At 61.9% G+C, this 18,810-nt stretch carries 27 protein-coding genes, 1 tRNA gene and 1 pseudogene; 2 read left to right on the forward strand and 27 right to left on the reverse strand.

Annotated elements, in window-relative coordinates; translation table 11 throughout:
* The 17 genes and pseudogenes from APH44_RS27740 to APH44_RS27815 all read right to left on the reverse strand — a co-directional run.
* A partial coding sequence (locus APH44_RS27740) for a phage tail protein (protein WP_177342488.1) occupies positions 1-646 on the reverse strand: 646 nt, incomplete at its 3' end.
* Positions 639-1,250: a phage tail protein I gene (locus APH44_RS27745; protein ID WP_054895518.1), complete on the reverse strand. Its 612-nt coding sequence runs from the start codon at positions 1,248-1,250 to the stop codon at positions 639-641. The genes APH44_RS27745 and APH44_RS27740, both read right to left, overlap by 8 nt.
* On the reverse strand, positions 1,247-2,161 hold the full coding sequence (locus APH44_RS27750; protein ID WP_054895519.1) for a baseplate J/gp47 family protein: 915 nt from the start codon (positions 2,159-2,161) through the stop codon (positions 1,247-1,249). Before APH44_RS27750 ends, APH44_RS27745 begins: the two co-directional genes overlap by 4 nt.
* Positions 2,158-2,502, reverse strand: a complete 345-nt coding sequence (locus APH44_RS27755; RefSeq protein WP_054895520.1) for a GPW/gp25 family protein — start codon at positions 2,500-2,502, stop codon at positions 2,158-2,160. The genes APH44_RS27750 and APH44_RS27755 overlap by 4 nt, the downstream gene beginning before the upstream one ends.
* Positions 2,499-3,104, reverse strand: a complete 606-nt coding sequence (locus tag APH44_RS27760) for a phage baseplate assembly protein V (protein ID WP_371105628.1) — start codon at positions 3,102-3,104, stop codon at positions 2,499-2,501. Before APH44_RS27760 ends, APH44_RS27755 begins: the two co-directional genes overlap by 4 nt.
* Positions 3,105-3,129: 25 nt before the next feature.
* Positions 3,130-3,585 (reverse strand): phage virion morphogenesis protein, encoded by a 456-nt coding sequence (locus APH44_RS27765; protein ID WP_054895521.1) that lies wholly within the window; start codon positions 3,583-3,585, stop codon positions 3,130-3,132.
* Positions 3,578-4,111: a phage tail protein gene (locus APH44_RS27770; protein WP_054895522.1), complete on the reverse strand. Its 534-nt coding sequence runs from the start codon at positions 4,109-4,111 to the stop codon at positions 3,578-3,580. The genes APH44_RS27765 and APH44_RS27770 overlap by 8 nt, the downstream gene beginning before the upstream one ends.
* Positions 4,095-4,361, reverse strand: a complete 267-nt coding sequence (gene lysC, locus APH44_RS30255; RefSeq protein WP_218187352.1) for an Rz1-like lysis system protein LysC — start codon at positions 4,359-4,361, stop codon at positions 4,095-4,097. The genes APH44_RS27770 and lysC overlap by 17 nt, the downstream gene beginning before the upstream one ends.
* Positions 4,282-4,764 (reverse strand): annotated as a pseudogene (locus APH44_RS27775) (hypothetical protein); the annotation flags it as partial. The pseudogene APH44_RS27775 and the gene lysC, both read right to left, overlap by 80 nt.
* Positions 4,650-5,444 (reverse strand): N-acetylmuramidase family protein, encoded by a 795-nt coding sequence (locus APH44_RS27780; RefSeq protein WP_054895524.1) that lies wholly within the window; start codon positions 5,442-5,444, stop codon positions 4,650-4,652. The pseudogene APH44_RS27775 and the gene APH44_RS27780, both read right to left, overlap by 115 nt.
* Positions 5,441-5,755: a phage holin, lambda family gene (locus tag APH44_RS27785; RefSeq protein ID WP_054895525.1), complete on the reverse strand. Its 315-nt coding sequence runs from the start codon at positions 5,753-5,755 to the stop codon at positions 5,441-5,443. Before APH44_RS27785 ends, APH44_RS27780 begins: the two co-directional genes overlap by 4 nt.
* A 33-nt stretch (positions 5,756-5,788) precedes the next feature.
* On the reverse strand, positions 5,789-6,001 hold the full coding sequence (locus tag APH44_RS27790) for a tail protein X (RefSeq protein ID WP_054895526.1): 213 nt from the start codon (positions 5,999-6,001) through the stop codon (positions 5,789-5,791).
* A complete protein-coding gene (locus APH44_RS27795; protein WP_054895527.1) occupies positions 6,001-6,198 on the reverse strand; it encodes a hypothetical protein in 198 nt (65 codons plus the stop codon). Before APH44_RS27795 ends, APH44_RS27790 begins: the two co-directional genes overlap by 1 nt.
* Positions 6,198-6,659, reverse strand: coding sequence for a head completion/stabilization protein (locus APH44_RS27800; RefSeq protein ID WP_054895528.1), 462 nt, complete (start codon positions 6,657-6,659; stop codon positions 6,198-6,200). Before APH44_RS27800 ends, APH44_RS27795 begins: the two co-directional genes overlap by 1 nt.
* A 105-nt stretch (positions 6,660-6,764) precedes the next feature.
* Positions 6,765-7,463 (reverse strand): terminase endonuclease subunit, encoded by a 699-nt coding sequence (locus tag APH44_RS27805; protein WP_054895529.1) that lies wholly within the window; start codon positions 7,461-7,463, stop codon positions 6,765-6,767.
* An 11-nt stretch (positions 7,464-7,474) separates the two neighbouring features.
* Positions 7,475-8,482 carry a phage major capsid protein, P2 family gene (locus tag APH44_RS27810; RefSeq protein ID WP_054895530.1) on the reverse strand — a complete coding sequence of 336 codons (1,008 nt, stop codon included), beginning with the start codon at positions 8,480-8,482 and terminating at the stop codon, positions 7,475-7,477.
* A 33-nt stretch (positions 8,483-8,515) separates the two neighbouring features.
* Complete coding sequence (locus tag APH44_RS27815) at positions 8,516-9,370, reverse strand: GPO family capsid scaffolding protein (RefSeq protein ID WP_054895531.1); 855 nt, start codon at positions 9,368-9,370, stop codon at positions 8,516-8,518.
* 151 nt (positions 9,371-9,521) lie between these two features.
* On the opposite strand from APH44_RS27815, the gene APH44_RS27820 reads away from it, so the two are divergent.
* Positions 9,522-11,279 carry a terminase ATPase subunit family protein gene (locus APH44_RS27820; protein ID WP_054895532.1) on the forward strand — a complete coding sequence of 586 codons (1,758 nt, stop codon included), beginning with the start codon at positions 9,522-9,524 and terminating at the stop codon, positions 11,277-11,279.
* Entirely contained in the window at positions 11,276-12,334 is a 1,059-nt protein-coding gene (locus tag APH44_RS27825) for a phage portal protein (RefSeq protein ID WP_054895533.1), read from the forward strand. The genes APH44_RS27820 and APH44_RS27825 overlap by 4 nt, the downstream gene beginning before the upstream one ends.
* Positions 12,335-12,351: 17 nt before the next feature.
* On the opposite strand, the gene APH44_RS29955 is transcribed toward APH44_RS27825, so the two are convergent.
* The 10 genes from APH44_RS29955 to APH44_RS27870 form a co-directional block, all read right to left on the reverse strand.
* The gene (locus APH44_RS29955; protein ID WP_156343810.1) at positions 12,352-12,987 is read right to left on the reverse strand and encodes a hypothetical protein; all 636 of its coding nucleotides are present in this window, start codon (positions 12,985-12,987) and stop codon (positions 12,352-12,354) included.
* Entirely contained in the window at positions 12,987-13,961 is a 975-nt protein-coding gene (locus APH44_RS27835; RefSeq protein WP_054895535.1) for an ImmA/IrrE family metallo-endopeptidase, read from the reverse strand. The genes APH44_RS29955 and APH44_RS27835 overlap by 1 nt, the downstream gene beginning before the upstream one ends.
* A gap of 740 nt (positions 13,962-14,701) precedes the next feature.
* Positions 14,702-14,777: transfer RNA gene (locus APH44_RS27840), tRNA-Thr, on the reverse strand.
* 97 nt (positions 14,778-14,874) lie between these two features.
* Positions 14,875-15,129: a hypothetical protein gene (locus APH44_RS27845; RefSeq protein WP_226938352.1), complete on the reverse strand. Its 255-nt coding sequence runs from the start codon at positions 15,127-15,129 to the stop codon at positions 14,875-14,877.
* Positions 15,130-15,150: 21 nt separating this feature from the next.
* Positions 15,151-15,531: a hypothetical protein gene (locus APH44_RS27850; protein ID WP_054895537.1), complete on the reverse strand. Its 381-nt coding sequence runs from the start codon at positions 15,529-15,531 to the stop codon at positions 15,151-15,153.
* A gap of 18 nt (positions 15,532-15,549) precedes the next feature.
* Positions 15,550-15,756: a helix-turn-helix transcriptional regulator gene (locus APH44_RS27855; protein WP_043211003.1), complete on the reverse strand. Its 207-nt coding sequence runs from the start codon at positions 15,754-15,756 to the stop codon at positions 15,550-15,552.
* A 9-nt stretch (positions 15,757-15,765) separates the two neighbouring features.
* Complete coding sequence (locus tag APH44_RS27860; RefSeq protein WP_054895538.1) at positions 15,766-16,344, reverse strand: hypothetical protein; 579 nt, start codon at positions 16,342-16,344, stop codon at positions 15,766-15,768.
* Positions 16,345-16,670: 326 nt separating this feature from the next.
* Positions 16,671-16,844 (reverse strand): hypothetical protein, encoded by a 174-nt coding sequence (locus APH44_RS29960; RefSeq protein ID WP_156343811.1) that lies wholly within the window; start codon positions 16,842-16,844, stop codon positions 16,671-16,673.
* 23 nt (positions 16,845-16,867) lie between these two features.
* The gene (locus APH44_RS27865) at positions 16,868-18,085 is read right to left on the reverse strand and encodes a methyltransferase (RefSeq protein WP_054895539.1); all 1,218 of its coding nucleotides are present in this window, start codon (positions 18,083-18,085) and stop codon (positions 16,868-16,870) included.
* Between the two features lie 116 nt (positions 18,086-18,201).
* Positions 18,202-18,810: ABC transporter permease (locus APH44_RS27870; protein ID WP_054895540.1), on the reverse strand; the 609-nt coding region annotated here is incomplete at its 5' end.

Genomic DNA, 18,810 nt, shown 5'->3' on the forward strand with positions numbered 1-18,810 from the left:
CGGCGGTGTAAATCCAGTTTTTCGTTGCATCTGTTTGGTCTTTGACGAGCACCCTATCTCCCGCCGCCAACTGCACCCCGTCAATCTGCTGGAGTCCGATCAACTCGATAGCTACCGTGGTGGCAACGCGTACCGATTGCTTGACGTCGTGCATGTTGATCCGCTCGATAACACGTGTGTCAACGTATTCGCGGGTTGCGAGCACTACAGACGGGTCGATCTTCAGCTCAACATTCGAAGAGCTGCTGATCAGGAGATTCATCCGGACCACTTGCGTGCGGCCAGACCCTTGATTCAGCAGTGGTTTATAAGTCGGCGGACAATTCGCGACTGCCACCATGTCCCCGTCGGCGTCGTACAGTGCGATTTCCCTGATCCATTTGCCGCCGACCTCGGCGGGGATTACCTGCTCAGCCACGATGATGGCGTTGTTCTTTTCGTCCACCTTGAGCTGGTTCAGTGGCGCGCGGCGCCACTCATTGATCAGGCGTGTCTGGGTTGCGTTAGGGGTCGGTTCAATACCGTTGGCATCGCCGACCCCGAGCTGGGTGATTTTCCAAGGGATGCCCAGCGCATCCGCGTTTGCCTGTTTCGCCGCTCCCACGTTGGTGAGGATGGCGTAGAACTGCGTGTTCTGGTCAGCCATGTGCAATGTCCATTGTGTCTATCGTGTGATCGCGACCGCCACGACCAATCGATCCGGTGATATCGATAGCGCGTGGTGCAGGGGGGAAAATGTCCAGTTCGTCACCGTCGTAGAAGCCGCTGCTGATGTAGATCGAGCCGCTTGTTTCGAGGCTGATTGCGAGTCCCGTCAGGTGTCGGGTGAGTGGCTTGGCGTCATCAATCAGTCGAGTCAGCTCTTGGTAGGTCTCGTCGCTGATGCCCTCGTCGTTGACCCCGACTTTGATTGCGAAGGTGCCGGGCACGCCATTCGGCTCGGTTTGAAACCATTCCACGACCTCGATCAGGTAGCCCAACGGTTCGACCACGCGACGCAAGGCGCCGATGGTGCCTTTGCGAGAGTGCACGAAGTACGATGAGCGGATCGCCCGACGCTTGACGGCCTCCGACCAGTCGCTGTCCCAGCGGTCGATGGAGAACGCCCAGGCCAGGAAGGGCAACAGCGCAATGGGGCAGCGCTCAGGATTGATCAGATCGCGCATGGGTACAGGTACCCGCTCGATCTGGGCCATTGCCTCGGCCGCCTGACGCTCAAGCGGCGTCGAGTTACCGGGTAGCAGCCTCATGGCTCGTTACTCTGGTCAACTGCGACTGCAGTGCAGTAAGGCGCCTGGCTAAGGGTGGCGTTGATATCCGACCAGCCTTCAAGCTCGACTTTGCGGACACCTTCGACATGCAACGCCGCATGGATGGCGGATTCAGATATCTGCATGCCCAGACGGCGCCGTTGGTGGACGAAAGCCAGCAGCTTTTGCTCAGCGGCGTCGAGGATGGGCTCAGCTTCAGGGCCGAGTGTTTTCAGGAACAGTTTCGCCTTGACCTGGTACGGGATGATTTCAGCACCTTGGACGATCAAGCGGTCAGCCACGGGGCGACGATCCTCGTCGTTCAGGTAGCTACGCACCGTGGCGAGCAGGGCTTCGCTGGCAGTACCGTCCCCTTGTGCGGCCTGCACGGTGACGACTGCCACAGCCGGTGACGGGCTGTCCGCCGTCGCGTCCGCGACCCTGCCGTCAGCGGCGCGGGCGTGGAAGATGTAGGCATTACGCGGCCCGGCGGTGCTCAGGCCCTCGAAAGCCATCTGCGCACGCTCCCGCAGCGCCTCGTCGCTCTCCAGCACCTGCGGAATGGGCGGCACGGCCTGTGGCTGGGCAGTCTGGATGACCAGGCGCTTGACGTTGAAGTTGCCGGCGACCTGGTCCAGGTCGTTGCCGCCGGCCGAGCTGAGCATCACGGCGAGCGAAGCCTCGTTGACCCGCTGCCGCAGGATCATTTCCCGGTAGGCGTTCTCCTGCAGCAGCTTGGTGATCGGTTCCGACTCCAGCTCCAGGCGCGCGGCGATCTCGGCCTGTTCATCTGCTGGCCAGAGGCTGACGGTATAAGCCTTGCGCTCGGCGAGGATCTGCTCGAAGTCGATTTGCTCCACCACCTTTGGGGCAGGGAGCTGGCTGAGGTCAATAGGCAGGAAGGTATTCATGCACTGCCCCCCAGCTGCAGTGGTGTGCGGATGTTGAAGGGTTCGTTGGTGTCGACCAGGACGCCGGTCAGGCTCAGTTCAGCGCGGCCGCTGAGGTCGCCGACCACCAGCTCGACCTGCGCCAGGCTAATCCGCGGCTCCCAGCGCATCAGCGCCATGGCGGTCGCGGCGTAGAGGCGTAGACGGGTAGCGGGGTTAAGCGGCTGGTCAACCAGTTCGGGCAGCAGACTGCCGTACTCGCGGCGCTCCACGCGGGTGCCCTGGCGGGTGGTGAGGATGTCTTCGATGGACTGGGCGATGTGTTCCAGCTTGCCCAGGGAAGCCCCCGTGCGCCGGTTCATTGTGGTACCCCCGTTTGGCCAGGGCCTGACATAACGCCGCCGTGAACGTGCTTGACCAGGCTGATGCCGGCCGCAACGACGTCGATGGACACCGTGACTTTGCCAGTGATGTTCTGGTTGCCGGTCTGGGTGTAGTCGCCTTCATGGGTGATCGGGCCGACGATATGAATGCCGCCCGTGCTGGTCAGGTGTGTGGTACCTCCCTCGGGCAGCACAGCGCTGAGGTGGTGTGCAATGCTGTCGTACTCGATCACGGCGCCATCGCGGTAAGTCCGGCGGTGCAGCCCTGGACGGTCGCCGTTCGCGGGAATGGAGTCGCTGAACAGACCGGTGAAAACGACGCCGTTGCCCATCTGCCCGCTTGGAGAGAGCAGCAGAACCTGTTCATTCACGGTGGGCGGGTCCCATTCCTGGTCTGCACCAGCACGCCAGGCCATCCACGGCAGCCAGGTCGTCAGGTTGCCTCCGGTACGGACCTTCACACGAGGCGGCTTGTGCTGCACCTCGGCGATGGTGCCAAAGCGGATCAGGTTTTCCAGCAGGCGGTTCAGGTCGGCGATGTTCATGCCGGCGATGGTCGCGCCACGCGCGCGTGAGTGCATTCGCGTGGGCTTGTAGGAGCGAGGATTACAGGGTTAGGTGAGCCAGCAAGGTATCCCTGAGCTGTTCGATTTCGGCGTCGGTGAACCCTAGCAGCTCCCGCTGCTCGTATTGGACAACCGCACCTCCGCGGGCTACACGGTCTTTCAGGCCTCTCTGGTGGATATTGGCTATCCTGGCGATCCGGCCAGCAAACCCTACCGAGGCACCCTTGGCATCACCCTGGGCTTTCAGGTAGGTGGCGGTGCGCATCTTCTGGAACATCTTCAGCTTGCGCCGCACGCGGCCCTTCTTGCCCCTGAGTTGCCGCGACTTGCGCGGGGCATATGGGGTGCCGTCTGGGTTGCGCTGAGCGATGACGCGCTGTTGCTGGCTTCTGCGCAGGTCCTTGGCAACGGTTCGCGCCAGCTTGGTTCTGGCGGTTGGCTCAAGCCGCTGCAGGAGCGGGCTGACCCACTGTTCAAGGGCGTCCAGGTCAGACATGAGGTTTGACCTTCGGATGAGGCATAGCCAATGCCATGCCATCCGGCGCCACAGGCGGTTGCCAGGACGCGAGCGGCTCTCCGCCGGCATAGAGGATCATCTCACCGAGGCCTTCGTATGGTTCGTACTGCGGCTCGCCGGGGTGGGTCACGTCGAAGCCACCACCGTCCATACGCTTCACCACTACCCGCTCCGTTAGCGGCAAGGTCAGGCTGAGGTCGACTTTGCTCCTGTCCAGTAGATCGGCTTCGAAGGTAAGCCCATCGGCAGATTTGTCGAGGTTGACCAGCAGCTCGGACTGGTTGATCCGCAGCCACCCCAGAATCGGCAGCATCACGCTGTCGGGGTGGCCTGCGAAATCGGTCAGGATGATCTGCAGGCTGTAGGCGTACTCGAACGACAAACTGGCGGCCGCGGTGCAACGGACCTTGCCGCTGTCGATGAACATCAGCAGCCGCTCAGGGTTGCGAGCGAGGCCGGGGACGGCGGCGAGCAGGTGTTCGCGCAGGCTATCGGGTTTGTTCATGGGTCACCTGGTGCTGATAGACACGGTCGACCTGGGCGGCGCACTCGGCCCAGGCCAGTTCGGTGCGCTCCTGGTCAGTGAGCAACTGGCCGTTGCGCGTCGGTGCCGTCGCCGGCAGCTGGCACGGGACGACTACCGGACAGCCACTGACGATAAGCGTCGGCGCCGGTGAGGGCGGGGCGCTCGCGCAGCCGGCGAGCAGCGTCAGGCAGAGGCTGGTCAGACCATTCGCGAAGTTGCTGTTTTTCATGCTTGAGGGCCTCGATCATGCGCTCGCGCTGGGCCAGGCCCTGGCGCAGCTCGCCTTGCAGGGCAAGCAGCTTGGCCTGGCTGGCACGCTCGTTCGCCAGTTCGGATTTCAGTTGGTTGGCCGTCGCCAGATTCTGGTCGCGGTCTTGCTGCGTGCGTTCGAGCTGGTCTGCCAGCCGCTTGCCGGCATCCTTGGCGGTGGTCACCTGGTGCTGCTGGTCCCAACCCCACAGCGCGGCGGCGCCGGCCGCCAGTAGGGCGAGAGCAAGCAAGCCGCTACGCAGATCCATCAGGCTACCGCCAGCGCGCGATCCTGGTGCCGCTCGAAGGCGCGCTCCAGCTTCACGTCGTACAAGTTGCGCTTGTAGTCGGCGCCGTTGTACAGCTCGGCGACCTTGGCCCATCTCAGGGCCTTCAGGGCCTTGTGCAGGGTGGGGTCGGTCTCGATGAAGCGGACGAAGGCCTCCAGGTGTTCGGGCTCGCTGCGCGCCATGTGATCAACGAAGTCCTGCACGTTGGCATAGCCCAGCCGCTCCCAGTGAAACCCCATGATCTGGAAGGCGCCCCAGCTGGCCGACTCCAGAGCGGCAGTGTCATCGAGCTGGCGGGCCTGGGCCAGGCGCTGATGCTCGGCGGTACCGCCGATGTATCCGCCGGGCTTCGGGTTGACCAGGGCAGGGTTCAGACGCGCGAGTTCGACGGCGCGAGGCCCCTTCAGGCGCTTGTACATGACATGGCGCTCGAACAGGATCACCGGCTTGCCGTTGTCCAGGAATCCGCGCCCCTTCGACTCGACCTCGTTTAGCGCGTAGATGGCCGCCACCGGTACGCCCAGGCGTTCGGAGGCCTTCACCAGGTCGGCGTGCTTCAGCAGTTTCTGGGTGTCGGCGCCCAGCAGGCTGGCCAGCGTCTTGGGACCCGCCACGCCGTCGGAGACCAGGCCCGTCTTGAGCTGGTAGGTGCGGACGGCGGCCTCGGTGGCGTCACCGTAGATCCCGTCGGCCGACAGCTTGGCGCCGTGGTAGTTGAGCTTGCGTTGCAGGTCGCGGACCGCCTGGGAGCGGTCGCCGTGGCGAAGGGTCATAGGGTCCTCTCCTTACGGGTGAAGGTTTTCTTCGCGGCTGCCCGGACAAACTCGATGCCCAGCAGGCCGATCAGGCCGCCGAAGAAAGGCGCGGCGGTAAGTGGGATGCCGATCAGCGACAGCCCGTGGCTGGCCGAGAGGGCAACGAACCCGCACAGCGGCGCTTCGATGACCAACTGGCGGATCTTCCCGCCGCCGTAGATCACCCGCAGCGCGGCAATGAGGGCCGCCAGTAGCCCGGCATACAGGCCGGGCCAGTTGTGTTCGAGCCAGGAGGCCAAGAAGGCCCAGGTTTCTGGACGGTCAGGCATGTTGGTCCTTCCTTGGTTGGGTGGTCGCGCGGGTCAGTCCCATAGGTTCACCATCGGTCGTTCAGGGGCTGCCGTCTGGAGTTCGGGCAGGGTGACCAGCAGGCCGGCCGGGAGCTCGGCGCCGTGATCGGCTAGGCCAGGGTTGGCATCGAGCACGGCCTCGACCACGCCGGCTGTGCGGCCGTAGTGCCGCCAGCACAGGGCGTCGACGGTGTCGTGCTGCTGGGTACGGCGCTGCTCGGCCATTACCTCGGTTCCTCGGCCGCGACGTCGTCCGGGTAGACCCACGGGCCGTCCTCGCTGACCACGGCGCCAGGTGAAGTGCCGGTGGCCGGGTCGCGGCAAACGGCGAGGCCAAGCGGGTGCATGATTTCCCGGTTGATTCGGACCAGCAGGCCGCGCTGGGAGATCTCATTCCAATCAATGATCTCGGGCTTGTTCATCACAGCAGCTCCACGGTAGTGCGCGGGGTGCCGAGGAAGTCCCGGATGGCCCAACGCTGGTCGCGGCGGTAGTCGTCGATTGTCGGCATGGTGTCGTCGGCGTTCTTGTTGCCGCTGCCGCTGCTGTCGTAGCCGCGGTACCGCTCGCAGACTTCGGCGCCGGCCGCGCACTCAACGGCGCGCAGGTACAGGTACACCTGTTGGGATTGGCCATTGATCTGCGTACTGGGCACGTCGGCCAGCGTCTCGGCGCCATTGGCCTGGGCCTTGGTGCGCCAGTCGACCAGGTCGCGGTTCACGGCGATCACGGCGGCAATCACGGCAGTCTCGAGCCGGGCCGGGGTGACGCTGGAGTCGATGCGCAGGGTCTCGCGGATCTGGTCCAGGTCAATCGACGGCCAGAAGGCATCGCTGTTGACGTGACCGCCGGGTACGGTACCGCCGGGGATGAATCCGCTCATGGTCGCCTGCTCTGGAATAGGTCGGCGGTGGTCGGGACTTCACAGCTTGGCCAAGGAGAAAGCCGCTGATCCGTCCCGAGCCGCCGGGTTGCGTGGGACGCTCGGTTAACCGGCAGTGCCGGCGTGTTTCTTGAGGAGGCGCTCGGCGCGCTCCAGGTCTTTCTTGCCGCCGCAGCTGCTATGCAGCTCGATGGCGCGGCGCAGCAGATCAACACCCGCCTGGACCTGGCCTGGCTGGCCGGGGTTGGCTTCGTCCAGGCCGGTGAGGGTGGCCTTGCCGAGGGCCAGCATCAGCTTGGCGCGCGCCTCGTCGGGCATGTCCTCTTCGGCAGTCAGTTCGGCGGTGCGGGTCAGGACCTCGATGGGGAAGGTTTCGCCGGTCTTCTGGGCTTTGAGCGCAGCCTCGGCGATCTCTTCGGCCACGATGCAGCCGGTGGAGCGCTCGAAGCGGTCGGGCATCTTCAGCCCGTGCTGCAGCACGTAGGCCGCAACGTCGAGGCCACCCACCCAGTCGCCCGCGTCGAAGCGCCAGATCATCACGGTGGTCAGCACGTCGTCCTGGGCGCCATGGCCGGCCTCGATCACGCCCGCCACATAGGGCTCGTAGGCGGGCAGCAGCTCGACCTTGAGCTTGCCTTTGCCTTCCCGCGACTGGATTGCGGACAGGCGCTGTCGGTCCTGGTGGAGCTGGGCGAGGTGCAGTTCGTACTGGGTAGCCCCTTCCATGGTCTGTTCAGGTTCGGTAGCCGCGGCGGCCTGGGCCGCGGTCACGCGCTGGAAGTGGCGTCGGCAGGGATTGGTCATGGCGGTATCCCTCACGCGATCTCGATGTTTTCGGCGAACGCGGCGCAGCCCAGGTCCTCGATGACGTAGGCCTCGTTGACCGACTCGAAGTTTTCGATGCGGTCGCGGGCTGCGTTATCGACGACGGTCTTGCGGCGGCTGCCTTCCTGCCAGTAGTACGACAGGTTGTCCAGGCGGGTTACGAACAGGCCGTTGGCCGGGAAGTGCGGGACACGCACGGCCGGCAGGTTGCCAATGCGCTTCTGGCTGGTGACGATGTCGGCCGCCAACATTTCGGTCGGGGCATTGGGCTTGTTGATGATCGGGAAGTACTTGTCGGCCAGGATCTTGCGACCGCAAACCACCACCAGCTCGGTGTCCTCCTGGTACCAGGGCTCGATCAGTTCGTTGACCATGGCGAACACCAGGGCGTCGATGTTCTCGAAGTCCTTGCCGGCGCCGATGGCGATCTTGCCGCTGCCGTCGACTACTTCCTTCATCACGCGCGCGGCGTTTTCCAGGCGCATTTTCTGCAGCCAGCCGATGTTTACGTCCTGCAGCAGCGGGTTGGTTGCTGGGTTGGAGGTGGCTGCGCGGCTGATGCCGTTCCAGCCGACGCAGATGCGGTTAAGCGCCATCAGCTTGATGATCGCGTCACGAATGCGGGCTTGGAAGTCCGGGAATTTGGCCCAGGCGTCGAGCTTCTGGTACTTGAGGTGGGTGTCGTAGTTGGTCTGAGTACAGACGTAACCGCGGCCGTCGAGTCCGGTAGGGTCGCGGGTCTCGCGGGCTTTGAGGTCCGTGTCGGTGGTGCCGGCGATGTTGCCGACCACACCCAGGCCGATCTTTTCACCCATCTGCTCGGTGACGCCGTAGCTGTTGATCATGCCCAGGAACTGACTGGACTCCTGGATGCGGCTTTCGAGCTTCTGGGCCACGGCCGGGTTGGCGGCGAATTTGGTCGTGACGTCAGGCACGCCGTGGAGCTTGGCCATCTGGGCCAGGTATTCGTTGTAAAGCAGGCGGGTATCGTTACGCATGGTGGTCTCCGGGTTTCCTTGATCCGTTGTCGATCAGCAGTCGGTAAGGTCGCGACCGCTGCCACCGGGAACCGATGGGCGATCCTTCTGGGTGTGGTCCTGGGTGTTGCTCAGGCGCTTGACCAGGGCTTCGTGGTCAGCACTGAGCTTGGCGAACTTCGTCTCCAGCTCGGTGAACGCAGCCAGGCCTTTGGTCACCGCTTCGGCCTGCTCGGCGCCGTGGGTAGCGAGCTGCTCGATCAGCTCGCCCAGGGCGGCGAAGTTGGCGGCGTCCTTGCCTTCCTTTTCCTTGCCCTTGCTGAGGAGGCCACCGACCTTGTCGCGCAGGGCTGCGAACATGCTGTGGCCGTCGGTCACTTCCTCGAATTCGAGTTGCACCTCTTCAGCCGCGGTGAACAGGTTGTCTTTGTTCTGCTTGCGGCCGGTGAGGGTGCCGTGTTGGGCGCTGAACTGCAGGGCTTCGGTGCCCAGGCTGGCCGGGGTGTCGGTGATTGCCAGGCCAACCAGATAGGCTTGGCCAGTCTTGGCGAACTTGGGATCGATCTCGACCGAGGTGTAGATCTTCTGGTTCTTGGCGTTCAGGGCGAGCAGGGCATCGTTGGGTTGCAACTGGGCGAACAGCGCGAGCCGCTGCTCACCTGCGATCTCGACCTCTTCAGCCTTACAGGCCAGCACATCGCCGTAGGCACCGAACTCGCCACCCGGCCACGCCCACTTGATGTGCTCGCAGTTGATGCGGGCGCCGTAGGTGTTGGGGCTGTACTGCGCGGCCATCTGCTCAATCCAGGAGCGTTCGATGGTCCGGCCATCCGTGGTGCCGCCTTCCACGGCAACCCGGAACCACTTGGAGCGGAGTTTTTTTGCAGGGGTGTCGGTTTTATCGGCCATGCCGGGAATCCTCGTTGCGGTGGCGGTGTGCCTTGCGTTGAGGGCATGGTCCGCAGCGCGCCGGTCGGCAGCAATGCGCGGGGTTTGTAGGGCAGGAGGCTACAGGCAGCGCCAGTAGGGGATCGCGCGCGCGAACGGCAGCATCGGCGCCATGAACGCTATCGCCCAACCCACCACCGACGCGCGCCGCCAAGCCAAGTTCCTGTACTGGACCGGGTGGCGCATCACCGATATCGCCGATTTCCTGGGCGAGAAGGAGAAGACCGTCCACAGCTGGAAGGCCCGCGACGAGTGGGACCGGGCGGACAACGTCGAGCGAATCGGCGGTGCTCTGGAAGCGCGCCTGGTGCAGCTGATCCTCAAGGAGGGCAAGACCGGCGGGGACTTCAAAGAGATCGACCTGCTGCACAGGCAGTTGGAACGCCAGGCGCGGATTCAGCGCTACCAGGGCGGCGGGACCGACTCAGACCTCAACCCCAACATCGCCAAGCGCAACGAGGGGCCGAAAAAACAGGCGGTGCGCAACGAGCTGGACGAGCAGCAGATCGAGACGCTGGTCGAGGCGTTCCGCGACAGCTGTTTCGAGTACCAGATGGATTGGTACCGCGCCGGCAACCAACGCACCCGCATGGTACTCAAGAGCCGTCAGATCGGCGCAACCTTCTACTTTGCCCGCGAGGCCCTGATCGACGCGATCACCACCGGCCGCAACCAGATCTTCCTGTCGGCGAGCAAGGCCCAGGCCCACCAGTTCAAGACCTACATGCAGGCCTTCCTGAACGAAGTCCTGGGCGTGAAGCTGACCGGCGACCCTATTGTGCTGTGGAACAACGCCGAGCTGCACTTCCTGGGGACCAACTTCCGCACGGCGCAGGGCCGGTCCGGCAACTTCTACTTCGACGAATTCTTCTGGGTGCATGGCTTCAAGGAGATCAACAAGGTCGCCTCGGGCATGGCCCTGCACAAGAAATGGCGCAAGACCTATTTCTCGACGCCGAGCAGCATGGCCCACCCGGCGTACACCTGGTGGACGGGCGAGCGTCTGAACAAGGGCAAGCCGACCGCCCAGCACATCAAGCTGGACGTGAGCCATGAAGCGCTGCAGCAAGGGCGACTATGCGAGGACAAGATCTGGCGCCAGATCGTGACCATCCACGATGCCGAGGCGCGTGGATGCGACCTGTTCGACCTGGACGACCTGCGCATCGAGTACGACGCTGCGTCGTTCCAGAACCTGCTGATGTGTGAGTTCGTCGACGACGGGGCGAGCATTTTCCCGCTGGCGATGCTGCAGCCGTGCATGGTGGACAGCTGGACGGTGTGGGACGACTACAAGCCCTTCGCGGCCAGACCGTTCGCAGACCGCCAGGTCTGGGTCGGTTATGACCCGGCGGAAACGACCGACAGCGCTGGTCTCGTCGTGGTAGCGCCACCGCTGGTACCGGGCGGCAAGTTCCGCATCCTGGAGCGGCACCAGTTTCGCGGAATGGACTTCGACGCCCAGGCCGAGACCATCCGCAAGGTGACCCTGCGCTACTGGGTGACCTACATCGGCATCGATACCACGGGTATGGGCGCCGCCGTGGCGCAGCTGGTGCGCCAGTTCTTCCCCGGCCTGCGGACGTTCTCCTACAGCCCCGAGGTCAAGACGCGCCTGGTGATGAAGGCCGTGGACGTGATCAGCAAAGGCCGATTGGAGTTCGATGCCGGCTGGACGGACGTCGCCCAGTCACTTATGGCCATCCGCAAGACCATTACCGCTGGCGGGCGACAGTTCACCTACACCGCCGGCCGCAACGAGGCCACCGGCCACGCCGACCTGGCATGGGCACTCTTTCACGCACTGCAAAACGAGCCGCTGGAGGGCCAGACCACGGCCAATACCGGTTTTATGGAGATCTACTCATGAGCAAGTCGAACAAGCGCCGCCAGCGCGGTGGCGCACTGGCGCAGCCGGCCCACGAGGACGAGCTACTGGTCAAAGGGGCCGGTGGGGCGTCGATGGCGTTCACATTCGGCGAGCCGGTTCCGGTGCTGGATGGCCGCGAGATCCTTGACTATCTGGAATGCTGGTCCAACGGGCGTTGGTACGAGCCACCGATCAATCTGGATGGTTTGGCCCGGTCGACCAAAGCCAGCGTGTACCTGCAGTCGGGGCTGACGTTCAAGCGCAATATGCTGGTGCGCAGCTTCATCCCTCATCGGCTGCTGAGCCGGCAGGCATTCGAGCAGATCGTCATGGACTGGGGATGGTGCGGGAACCTGTACCTGGAGAAGCGCAACAACATGCTTGGCCAGGCCATGGGCCTGCAGCCGTGTCTGGCCAAGTACATGCGTCGCGGGCTCGACCTGGAGACCTACTACCAGGTGCGGGGCTGGAAAGACGAGCACGCCTTCAAGACCGGCAGCATCTGCCACCTGCGCGAGGCTGACATCAACCAGGAGATCTACGGGCTGCCCGAGTGGTTGCCCGCGCTGCAGAGCGCGCTGTTGAACGAGAGCGCCACTCTGTTCCGGCGCAAGTACTACCAGAACGGCAGCCACGCCGGCTTCATCCTCTACATGACCGATCCAGCTCACAGCGAGAAGTTTGTCGACGACCTGCGCGATGCGATGAAGAACAGCAAAGGGCCGGGCAATTTCCGCAACCTGTTCATGTACGCGCCCAACGGGAAGAAGGACGGTATTCAGCTGCTGCCGATCAGCGAGGTGGCGGCGAAGGATGACTTCGGGGCGATCAAGAACATCAGCCGGGATGACCTGCTCGCGGCCCTACGCATTCCGCCGCAACTGATGGGTATCGTGCCCCAGAACGCTGGCGGGTTCGGGTCGATCAAGGAGGCGACGGAGATCTGGGCGATGAACGAACTGGAGCCGGTCCAGACACGTTTGGCCCAGGTCAATGACTGGTTAGGTGAGGAGGTGGTGCGATTCGCGCCCTTCGAAATACCCGCACGGGGGTAACGGCGCAGGAATCTTCTTTACAGAAGCCAGCGGATATCGTTGGAGTAGCTCTGAAGGCACTCCACACAGTGTTCTTGGCTTCTACCAGCCCCAAATGCAGCACGAAGCACTTGGTCATATTTAGATTCGACTACCTGCGCTTTTGCAGCACAAATTTTTTGATTGATATGACCGAACCCGTAGTTATCAACCAAACCAATCATGCAAGACTCTAAGCAAGTGATTTTTGTTCTTAAAAACTCGAAATTCTCGGGCTTATCGTAATTGCAAATGGCGCGTAGGGCTCGCTTGTCCCCAGTGAGAACCCGGTAATCGACTAATCGTGCATGATGGTCTTTAGCATGCATGAACAGTGCCTGCTCACCCGGATCGATTTCTGGAATTTCATTCAAGTGATCAAGCAAGTCAAAATCAATCGGAGCTTCAGGAAGAACCTGGCAGGAATCAAGCAGCTCGTTGATTCGCTCATACGCCTGAACGCTTCCCACGTATCGGGCAATAGCTTTCTCGGGATCATTCAGCCGAAGGCTATACCTTATGGTGTTCAAGACAGAGCAGTCTTTTGCGCTGGATCGCAGTAATTCCAGCGCTTCTCCGATAAGGTCGCATTGAGCAAGTTTTACAACAAGATCATTATCCGACAGTAGAATCATTATAGACCAACTAAAGTCCCTAGCAATGAAAGGCTATCTTCCTTGAGTTCGTCTTTTACGTTTTCTAGCAGTAATCGGTTGACTAAATCTTGGTCTTTTCTGTCCCCGCTCATCACTTTTAGTGTGGCGGTGCATAGCGCCCAAAAATTGCCATTGTGCGCGCTGTTCAATACCACGTGAGTTGGATCAATCGAGTGCTGTTTGCCGTACTCGATTGCCATGTGGGCAAGTACCGGTGCTTTATAGAAGCCAGTGAGAGTAAGCCGCGGCTGATTACCTGTGAGCAGTTCCAATGCATAATCGTCTGCAGCTCGTTCCGCATCGTCTTTGCCGTTGGCATCTTCTTGGATGCTGTTGTCAACGATGGCCCCATTGGGATCCAGATGACCGAGGGCAACGTGACCCAGTTCGTGCGCCAGATGGAACAACAGGTAGCCGCAAGCCTTACGTGAGGACAAGACGATTGTCGGGCGACCACGAGTGGCCATCGCGATACCGTCCATCTTTCGCTTCATCAAAGAGGAAGCCAGATGAACAACTGGAATGCCTGCTTGCCAGCAATAATTGAGTAGGCCTTCGAGATCTACCCAAGGCTTGCCACTCGCAAGGATCTGCTGACGCACCTCCGCAGCCGATCCTGGACGTACGAATTCACGGTCATAGGCGGAGAGAACGAGCTTGCTAGCACTACGTGCCAAGGCGACGGCAAGCTGCACGTCGTCCTCCGTCGTTCCCTTTACTAGCTTGAAGCGACGCATCTCCGGCAAATCGAACTCCACGCGAGGCGGCTCTTCGACCAGAGGTTTTATCTTGAGGTTAAGCGCTTTGGCCACAATCAGCTTGGCTTGTTGAAGTCCCGCAGGAGTATCAGCAATAGCATCTTCCCACCAGGATGGCAGGACTGCTCGCACGGCCGTCTTCGGAAGGCCATGTGCTCTGAGGGCACTGTAAAGATTCTGGATAGTATCAGTCATGTCCCCTCCTTTATTCGCGGGTGAACCTTCGACCTCGCGATGATAGCAAAATCACACGATATTGCACCTTTTTTGCCCCTGGTCAGCACCTGGGTAACCGGTCCTTGGCGCGCGCAATCGTCCCCCCGCCACGCCCGCGGGCTAAACGTGTCGGAATTTCTGCGCCCCTGCAGGCAAGGCCAGGCCGCCCCGTATCTGGGGTGGGGTGGATGATCAGGTGTGTGAGAGTTCTGCGAATCCCTGCGGAGAGGATGGTTTGGTGGCGAAGGGGGAGCTATGCCGTCTCGTTTTGGGGGGAGCCGTGGGAAAAAGGTTAGTTTTCGTTCCGGGGGCTTGGTCAGGGCTGAGGTGCCCGGATTTGCTGGGGCTGGGGGCTAACTTTTGATGGTTAGGAATGGTTAGGATTGAGGTTAGCTATTCTCAAGCTCCTGATTTTAAAGGGATTTAATTTCTTGAAACTGACTATAGGTAAAGGTTAGAAAATTACCATTACTTAACCAAAACCTAACTTTAGGAGATCTTCTAGAAGACAGAAACGGAGGGGGATGCAGCCTGCTCGCCAGAAAACTAACCGACCTAACCTTTTTCCGATGGGTCAACATCAAACGTTGGTCGCCCCTAGGGGGAGGCTGATCGAGGGTGACGCGCAGATCTGCGCTTGCTCACACCTCTTGGTACGTGCGCTGGTACGTGCGGACTCGAATGAGCATCAAGAAACGCACGTAATCCATTGATTTGAATGGTGCCGGCACCAGGAATCGAACCCGGGACCTACTGATTACAAGTCAGTTGCTCTACCATCTGAGCTATACCGGCACAGGGGCGTCATTATAGCGATCGGTTGGCTGCTGTAAACCACTTCCTTGCATTCAACGCGAAATCGCCTAAGTCGCCGCCCTCAAAGGAGAAAATCCTACCAGCCGCGGTGGATGGTGTTGACGCTCGGTTCAGGCTCTGCGGGGTTGAAAAACAGCTTGTGGTTGTCGCAACCGCGCTTGCGGCAGCGGTCGTCCACTCGCAGGGGCAGGCCGCGGTCGCCGCCGAGCTGCATGCCGGGGGTTTCCCAGTCCAGGTTCGAAGTCCTTGGGGTGTAGCTGCTGCTACTGCTGGAGCAGCCGCTCAGGGCCAGGCCAAGGGCCAGAAGGGTGAAAGGCGTGGTGTATTTCACGTGTCGAAATCCGTTCATCTATCAATCTGGGTTGCGAATGCGCTGGATGGTGCCACCGCAGGCCATGTAGCAGCTGTCGTAATCGCGGCCGCAACTGTAGCTGGACGAGCTGCCGAATGGGTAGCTCGGCTGGTAGCAGTTGTGACGCGCTTCCTTCTTGCTCTTGCCGGTCTTGCAGTACTGGTAGGCGCGCATTTCGGCCTGGTACAGGGCGCGCTGGCTGTTTTCTTCCAGACGCTCCAGTTGCTGGCAATGCCTGCGCTCGCTCGAGCAGCTGTTTATGCAGTTCATGCCATGCGCGCTGGGCGGTGGCGAATACCTATACGTGTAACTCGGGCCGCAGCCGCTGATCAGCCAGGTGGCCAGCAGTACGGCGAGTAAACCTTTGTGGGGCAAATACATGGGTGTTGCAGTCCTTGATCATTCCTCGCTGAACTCCAGCAGGTCGCCGGGTTGGCAGTTCAGCGCGCGACACAGCTTCTCGAGGGTCTCGATCTTGAAGCCCTTGATCTTGCCGTTCTTCAGCAGCGACAGGTTCGCTTCCGTTATGCCGATGATTTCCGCCAGGTCCTTGGAACGGATCTTGTTCCGGGCCATGACGACGTCGAGGCGGATGATTATCGGCATAAGGGGTGGCTAGACATAACAGTTGTGTTCATCGCTGATGGTCTTGGCGTCACGCATGAGCAGCGAGAAGGCGCAGAGCAGAATGCCTTTCATGATCTCGTAGACAGCCTCGGATGATACACCGATCGACACGCTGAAGCTCCTTTCGCCAGCAGGCAGGTCGATGGCCAGTGCCAGGCCCTCGAAGGTGCCGATCAGCGACCAGAGCAGCGGCGAGCCGATGCACAGCAGGCCGACCCACCAGAGCAGGCGGATGTTGGGCAGGGTCCAGGTCTGGCCCTTGGACAGGCGCATGAAGAAGATGCCGGTCAGCAGCAGGGCGAATGCCGAGATGGCGGTGGGAATCAGGTCGAGGAAGAAGACCAGGCCGATCGCCAGGTGAGACGGTTGGTAGCCTTCGGCCAGGAGCAGCGGCATCTGGTCGCCGTAGGCCTGCAGGTAGGCGGAAACCATGGTGGGGTAGTCGAGCAGCCAGAGCAGCGGCGTGCCGCCGAACTCGACGGCAGCGGTGGTCCAGGCCAGAAGGGCGGCCAGGGCGCCGATGGTGCGCAATCGGGAGCGCGCATAGGCGACGGATCTACTGTTCATGGGGTGCCTCCGTACAGTGATGAACGGGGCGGATTATTCTTGATAAATTATCGTAATACAATAATTTATTTTGATTTAATGGCTTTTGCGACGCTTTGCCGCAGTGGGATCTTGAATCAGGTGTGGGAGCGGGTTTGTCCGCGAAAAAGACACCGCGTTGCCTGGCACGGGCTACGCCCGTGTTCGCGGGGCAAGCCCGCTCCCACAGGGATTGGGTTGGTTTCTAGATTCTGAGCAAGACAGTTGCTCCCACAGGAATTGGGCTGGCCTCAAATTTTGAACAAGACAGTTGCTGCAAGGGGGTTGCGTCGGATCCGGGATTTGGCTTATGCACAACCGGCATGCAGGTGCTGCGCGAAAGGCATGCCGAAGCGCTGCGCCGTTGGTCTTTGCGCAAAGGCCTGTTTTTGCTGGTGTTCGCTTACTGAAGGAAATAAGCGAAGCGCCTGAAATAGCCAGTGGATCCAATAAACCGTGAATTTCATCACAAGCTTGTTCACAGACTTATCCACAGGTTGTCCGGCTAGTTTCGCTCGCCCAGCAGCAGCAGGTTTCGGGGTGTCAGTGGGTAGTCGCAGAACACTCCCAGGCGCACGTTGTAGCCGTTTTCCTGAAGAAACAGCGCACGATCGAGTACCAACCACAACTCCAGCGGGCGACGGAACAGGTTGCGCAGCAGTTCGAGGTTGCGCACTTGCGCCAGTCGTTGCCAGCCAGCGGCCTCCAAGGCGATCCAGTCGGGTTTGCCGCTCAAAGGCACTTCGCGCAATGCGGCGAGGTCGCGGCAGTAATCTTCGAAGGACTTTTCCAGCCAGGCCGTGGGCAACGAGGGCGTGGGCAGGTACTCGTCGGTCTGTCGTTGCTGGCGTTGCAGCAGGTCGAAGCCCAGGCGGCGGGCCATCGAGGTGTCGCGCTGGCGACGGGTGCGGGCGCTGGAGGTGACGGCTTCGCTCAGCGGCAGGCCCAGGTCGGTGATGCTCAGGTGCAACTGCGAGGCTTGCGCGGGGCCCGACAGGGCCTGGTAGTGCTCGGCCTGGATGCGGTTGTAGCAGCAGGGGGCGACGGCGATCTGCCGGCAGCCTCGGGCGCTGGCCAGTTGCAGCAGGCGTACGTGCAGGTCGCCGCAGGCGTGCAGGGCGACCACGCTCTTGTCGACATCCAGGTGATGGGCGCTTTCGCTGGCCATCACGTCCTGCTGCACGTGGCTGACGCGCAGGTGGTGATGGTCGCTGAGGGTTTGGCCGGCGCTGACCAGTGCGGCGTCGTATTCCAGGCAGGTGAGCTGCTGGCCAGGTTGCAGCAGGCGACGGCCCAAATGGCCCTTGCCAGAGCACCAGTCCAGCCAGTGGTGGGTGGGCTGGCTGAAGCTCAGGTGGCTGCCGAAGGCTTCGATCTGCTGCCACTTGCGACCGGGGACGTGGACGTTCAGGCGGTGGCCGCCCGGCGGCAGTGGCGCCAGGGGCAGTTCGCCGACGTTCGACAGTTGCAGGGCTTGCTGCGCGAGCTGCGGAAAAGGCGCGGGGGCTGGCAACTGTTCGAGGTGATGCTCGGCGGCTTCGGCCTGTTCCAGGGTGCGGTTGCGCAACCAGTGGGCGAGCTCGGGATAGCGGGATTCCCATTCCAGGTGCAGTGCGGTGAAGGGGCGGGGTTTCCACAGGGATTCGTGCTGGCGCAGGAACTGGTCCAGGGCCTGGAAGCGCGCGCTCAGTTGGTCGGGGTGGAGGAATGGGGTCGAGGGCATGGAGGGTGGTCGGTGGTGAGGCCTTCGCGGGCAAGCCCGCTCCTACAACAACCCTCCAATCATGCAGGGCAGCTGTGGTAGCGGACTTGCCCGCGAAAGGTCAGCTCGGTTTCAGCTCACCGCCCCTGGCAGGCGTCGACGCGCAACCAGCGCTCGAGCAGCTTGAAGCCCTGCACCAGGACGAACGAAATCAACAGGTAGAACACGCCCGCGGCAAAGAATATCTCCACCGGCAGGTAGGTGCGGGCGATGATCGTGCGGGCCATGCCGGTCAGTTCCAGCAGGGTCACGGTGCTGGCCAGGGCGCTGGCCTTGAGCATCAGGATCACTTCGTTGCTGTAGGCCGGCAGGCCGATGCGCGCGGCGCGCGGCAGCATGATGTAGAACAGCGCTTTGCCCCGCGACATGCCCAGCGCGCGCGCCGCCTCGATCTCGCCCTTGGGGATCGCCTGCAGCGCACCGCGCAGGATCTCGGCGATGTAGGCGGCGGTGTGCAGGGTCATGGTCAGTACGGTGCACCAGAACGGATCGCGCAGGTACGGCCACAGTGAGCTGCTGCGCACTGCGTCGAACTGCGCAAGGCCGTAGTACACCAGGAACAACTGCACCAGCAGCGGTGTGCCGCGGAAGAAGAAGATATAACCGTAGGGCAGGGCGCGTACGTACCAGTGGCGCGAGGAGCGGGCGATGCCCAGCGGGATGGCCAGGATCAGCCCGGCAATCAC

Origin of the sequence: Pseudomonas sp. NBRC 111143 (assembly GCF_001320965.1) — a bacterium.
Classification (GTDB): domain Bacteria; phylum Pseudomonadota; class Gammaproteobacteria; order Pseudomonadales; family Pseudomonadaceae; genus Aquipseudomonas; species Aquipseudomonas machongensis.

Bases quoted from the DNA above. Each gene is read 5' to 3' on its own strand.
- APH44_RS27860 (WP_054895538.1), bottom strand. From the start codon at position 16,344: ATGAACAGTAGATCCGTCGCCTATGCGCGCTCCCGATTGCGCACCATC.
- APH44_RS27825 (WP_054895533.1), top strand. From the start codon at position 11,276: ATGAGCAAGTCGAACAAGCGCCGCCAGCGCGGTGGCGCACTGGCGCAG.
- APH44_RS27760 (WP_371105628.1), bottom strand. From the start codon at position 3,104: ATGCACTCACGCGCGCGTGGCGCGACCATCGCCGGCATGAACATCGCC.
- APH44_RS27835 (WP_054895535.1), bottom strand. From the start codon at position 13,961: ATGACTGATACTATCCAGAATCTTTACAGTGCCCTCAGAGCACATGGC.
- APH44_RS27745 (WP_054895518.1), bottom strand. From the start codon at position 1,250: ATGAGGCTGCTACCCGGTAACTCGACGCCGCTTGAGCGTCAGGCGGCC.
- APH44_RS27820 (WP_054895532.1), top strand. From the start codon at position 9,522: ATGAACGCTATCGCCCAACCCACCACCGACGCGCGCCGCCAAGCCAAG.
- APH44_RS27805 (WP_054895529.1), bottom strand. From the start codon at position 7,463: ATGACCAATCCCTGCCGACGCCACTTCCAGCGCGTGACCGCGGCCCAG.
- APH44_RS27795 (WP_054895527.1), bottom strand. From the start codon at position 6,198: ATGAACAAGCCCGAGATCATTGATTGGAATGAGATCTCCCAGCGCGGC.
- APH44_RS27785 (WP_054895525.1), bottom strand. From the start codon at position 5,755: ATGCCTGACCGTCCAGAAACCTGGGCCTTCTTGGCCTCCTGGCTCGAA.
- APH44_RS27765 (WP_054895521.1), bottom strand. From the start codon at position 3,585: ATGTCTGACCTGGACGCCCTTGAACAGTGGGTCAGCCCGCTCCTGCAG.
- APH44_RS27810 (WP_054895530.1), bottom strand. From the start codon at position 8,482: ATGCGTAACGATACCCGCCTGCTTTACAACGAATACCTGGCCCAGATG.
- APH44_RS27815 (WP_054895531.1), bottom strand. From the start codon at position 9,370: ATGGCCGATAAAACCGACACCCCTGCAAAAAAACTCCGCTCCAAGTGG.
- APH44_RS27750 (WP_054895519.1), bottom strand. From the start codon at position 2,161: ATGAATACCTTCCTGCCTATTGACCTCAGCCAGCTCCCTGCCCCAAAG.
- APH44_RS27755 (WP_054895520.1), bottom strand. From the start codon at position 2,502: ATGAACCGGCGCACGGGGGCTTCCCTGGGCAAGCTGGAACACATCGCC.
- APH44_RS27770 (WP_054895522.1), bottom strand. From the start codon at position 4,111: ATGAACAAACCCGATAGCCTGCGCGAACACCTGCTCGCCGCCGTCCCC.
- APH44_RS27780 (WP_054895524.1), bottom strand. From the start codon at position 5,444: ATGACCCTTCGCCACGGCGACCGCTCCCAGGCGGTCCGCGACCTGCAA.
- APH44_RS27855 (WP_043211003.1), bottom strand. From the start codon at position 15,756: ATGCCGATAATCATCCGCCTCGACGTCGTCATGGCCCGGAACAAGATC.
- APH44_RS29955 (WP_156343810.1), bottom strand. From the start codon at position 12,987: ATGATTCTACTGTCGGATAATGATCTTGTTGTAAAACTTGCTCAATGC.
- APH44_RS27865 (WP_054895539.1), bottom strand. From the start codon at position 18,085: ATGCCCTCGACCCCATTCCTCCACCCCGACCAACTGAGCGCGCGCTTC.
- APH44_RS27850 (WP_054895537.1), bottom strand. From the start codon at position 15,531: ATGTATTTGCCCCACAAAGGTTTACTCGCCGTACTGCTGGCCACCTGG.
- APH44_RS27790 (WP_054895526.1), bottom strand. From the start codon at position 6,001: ATGGCCGAGCAGCGCCGTACCCAGCAGCACGACACCGTCGACGCCCTG.
- APH44_RS27800 (WP_054895528.1), bottom strand. From the start codon at position 6,659: ATGAGCGGATTCATCCCCGGCGGTACCGTACCCGGCGGTCACGTCAAC.
- lysC (WP_218187352.1), bottom strand. From the start codon at position 4,361: ATGAAAAACAGCAACTTCGCGAATGGTCTGACCAGCCTCTGCCTGACG.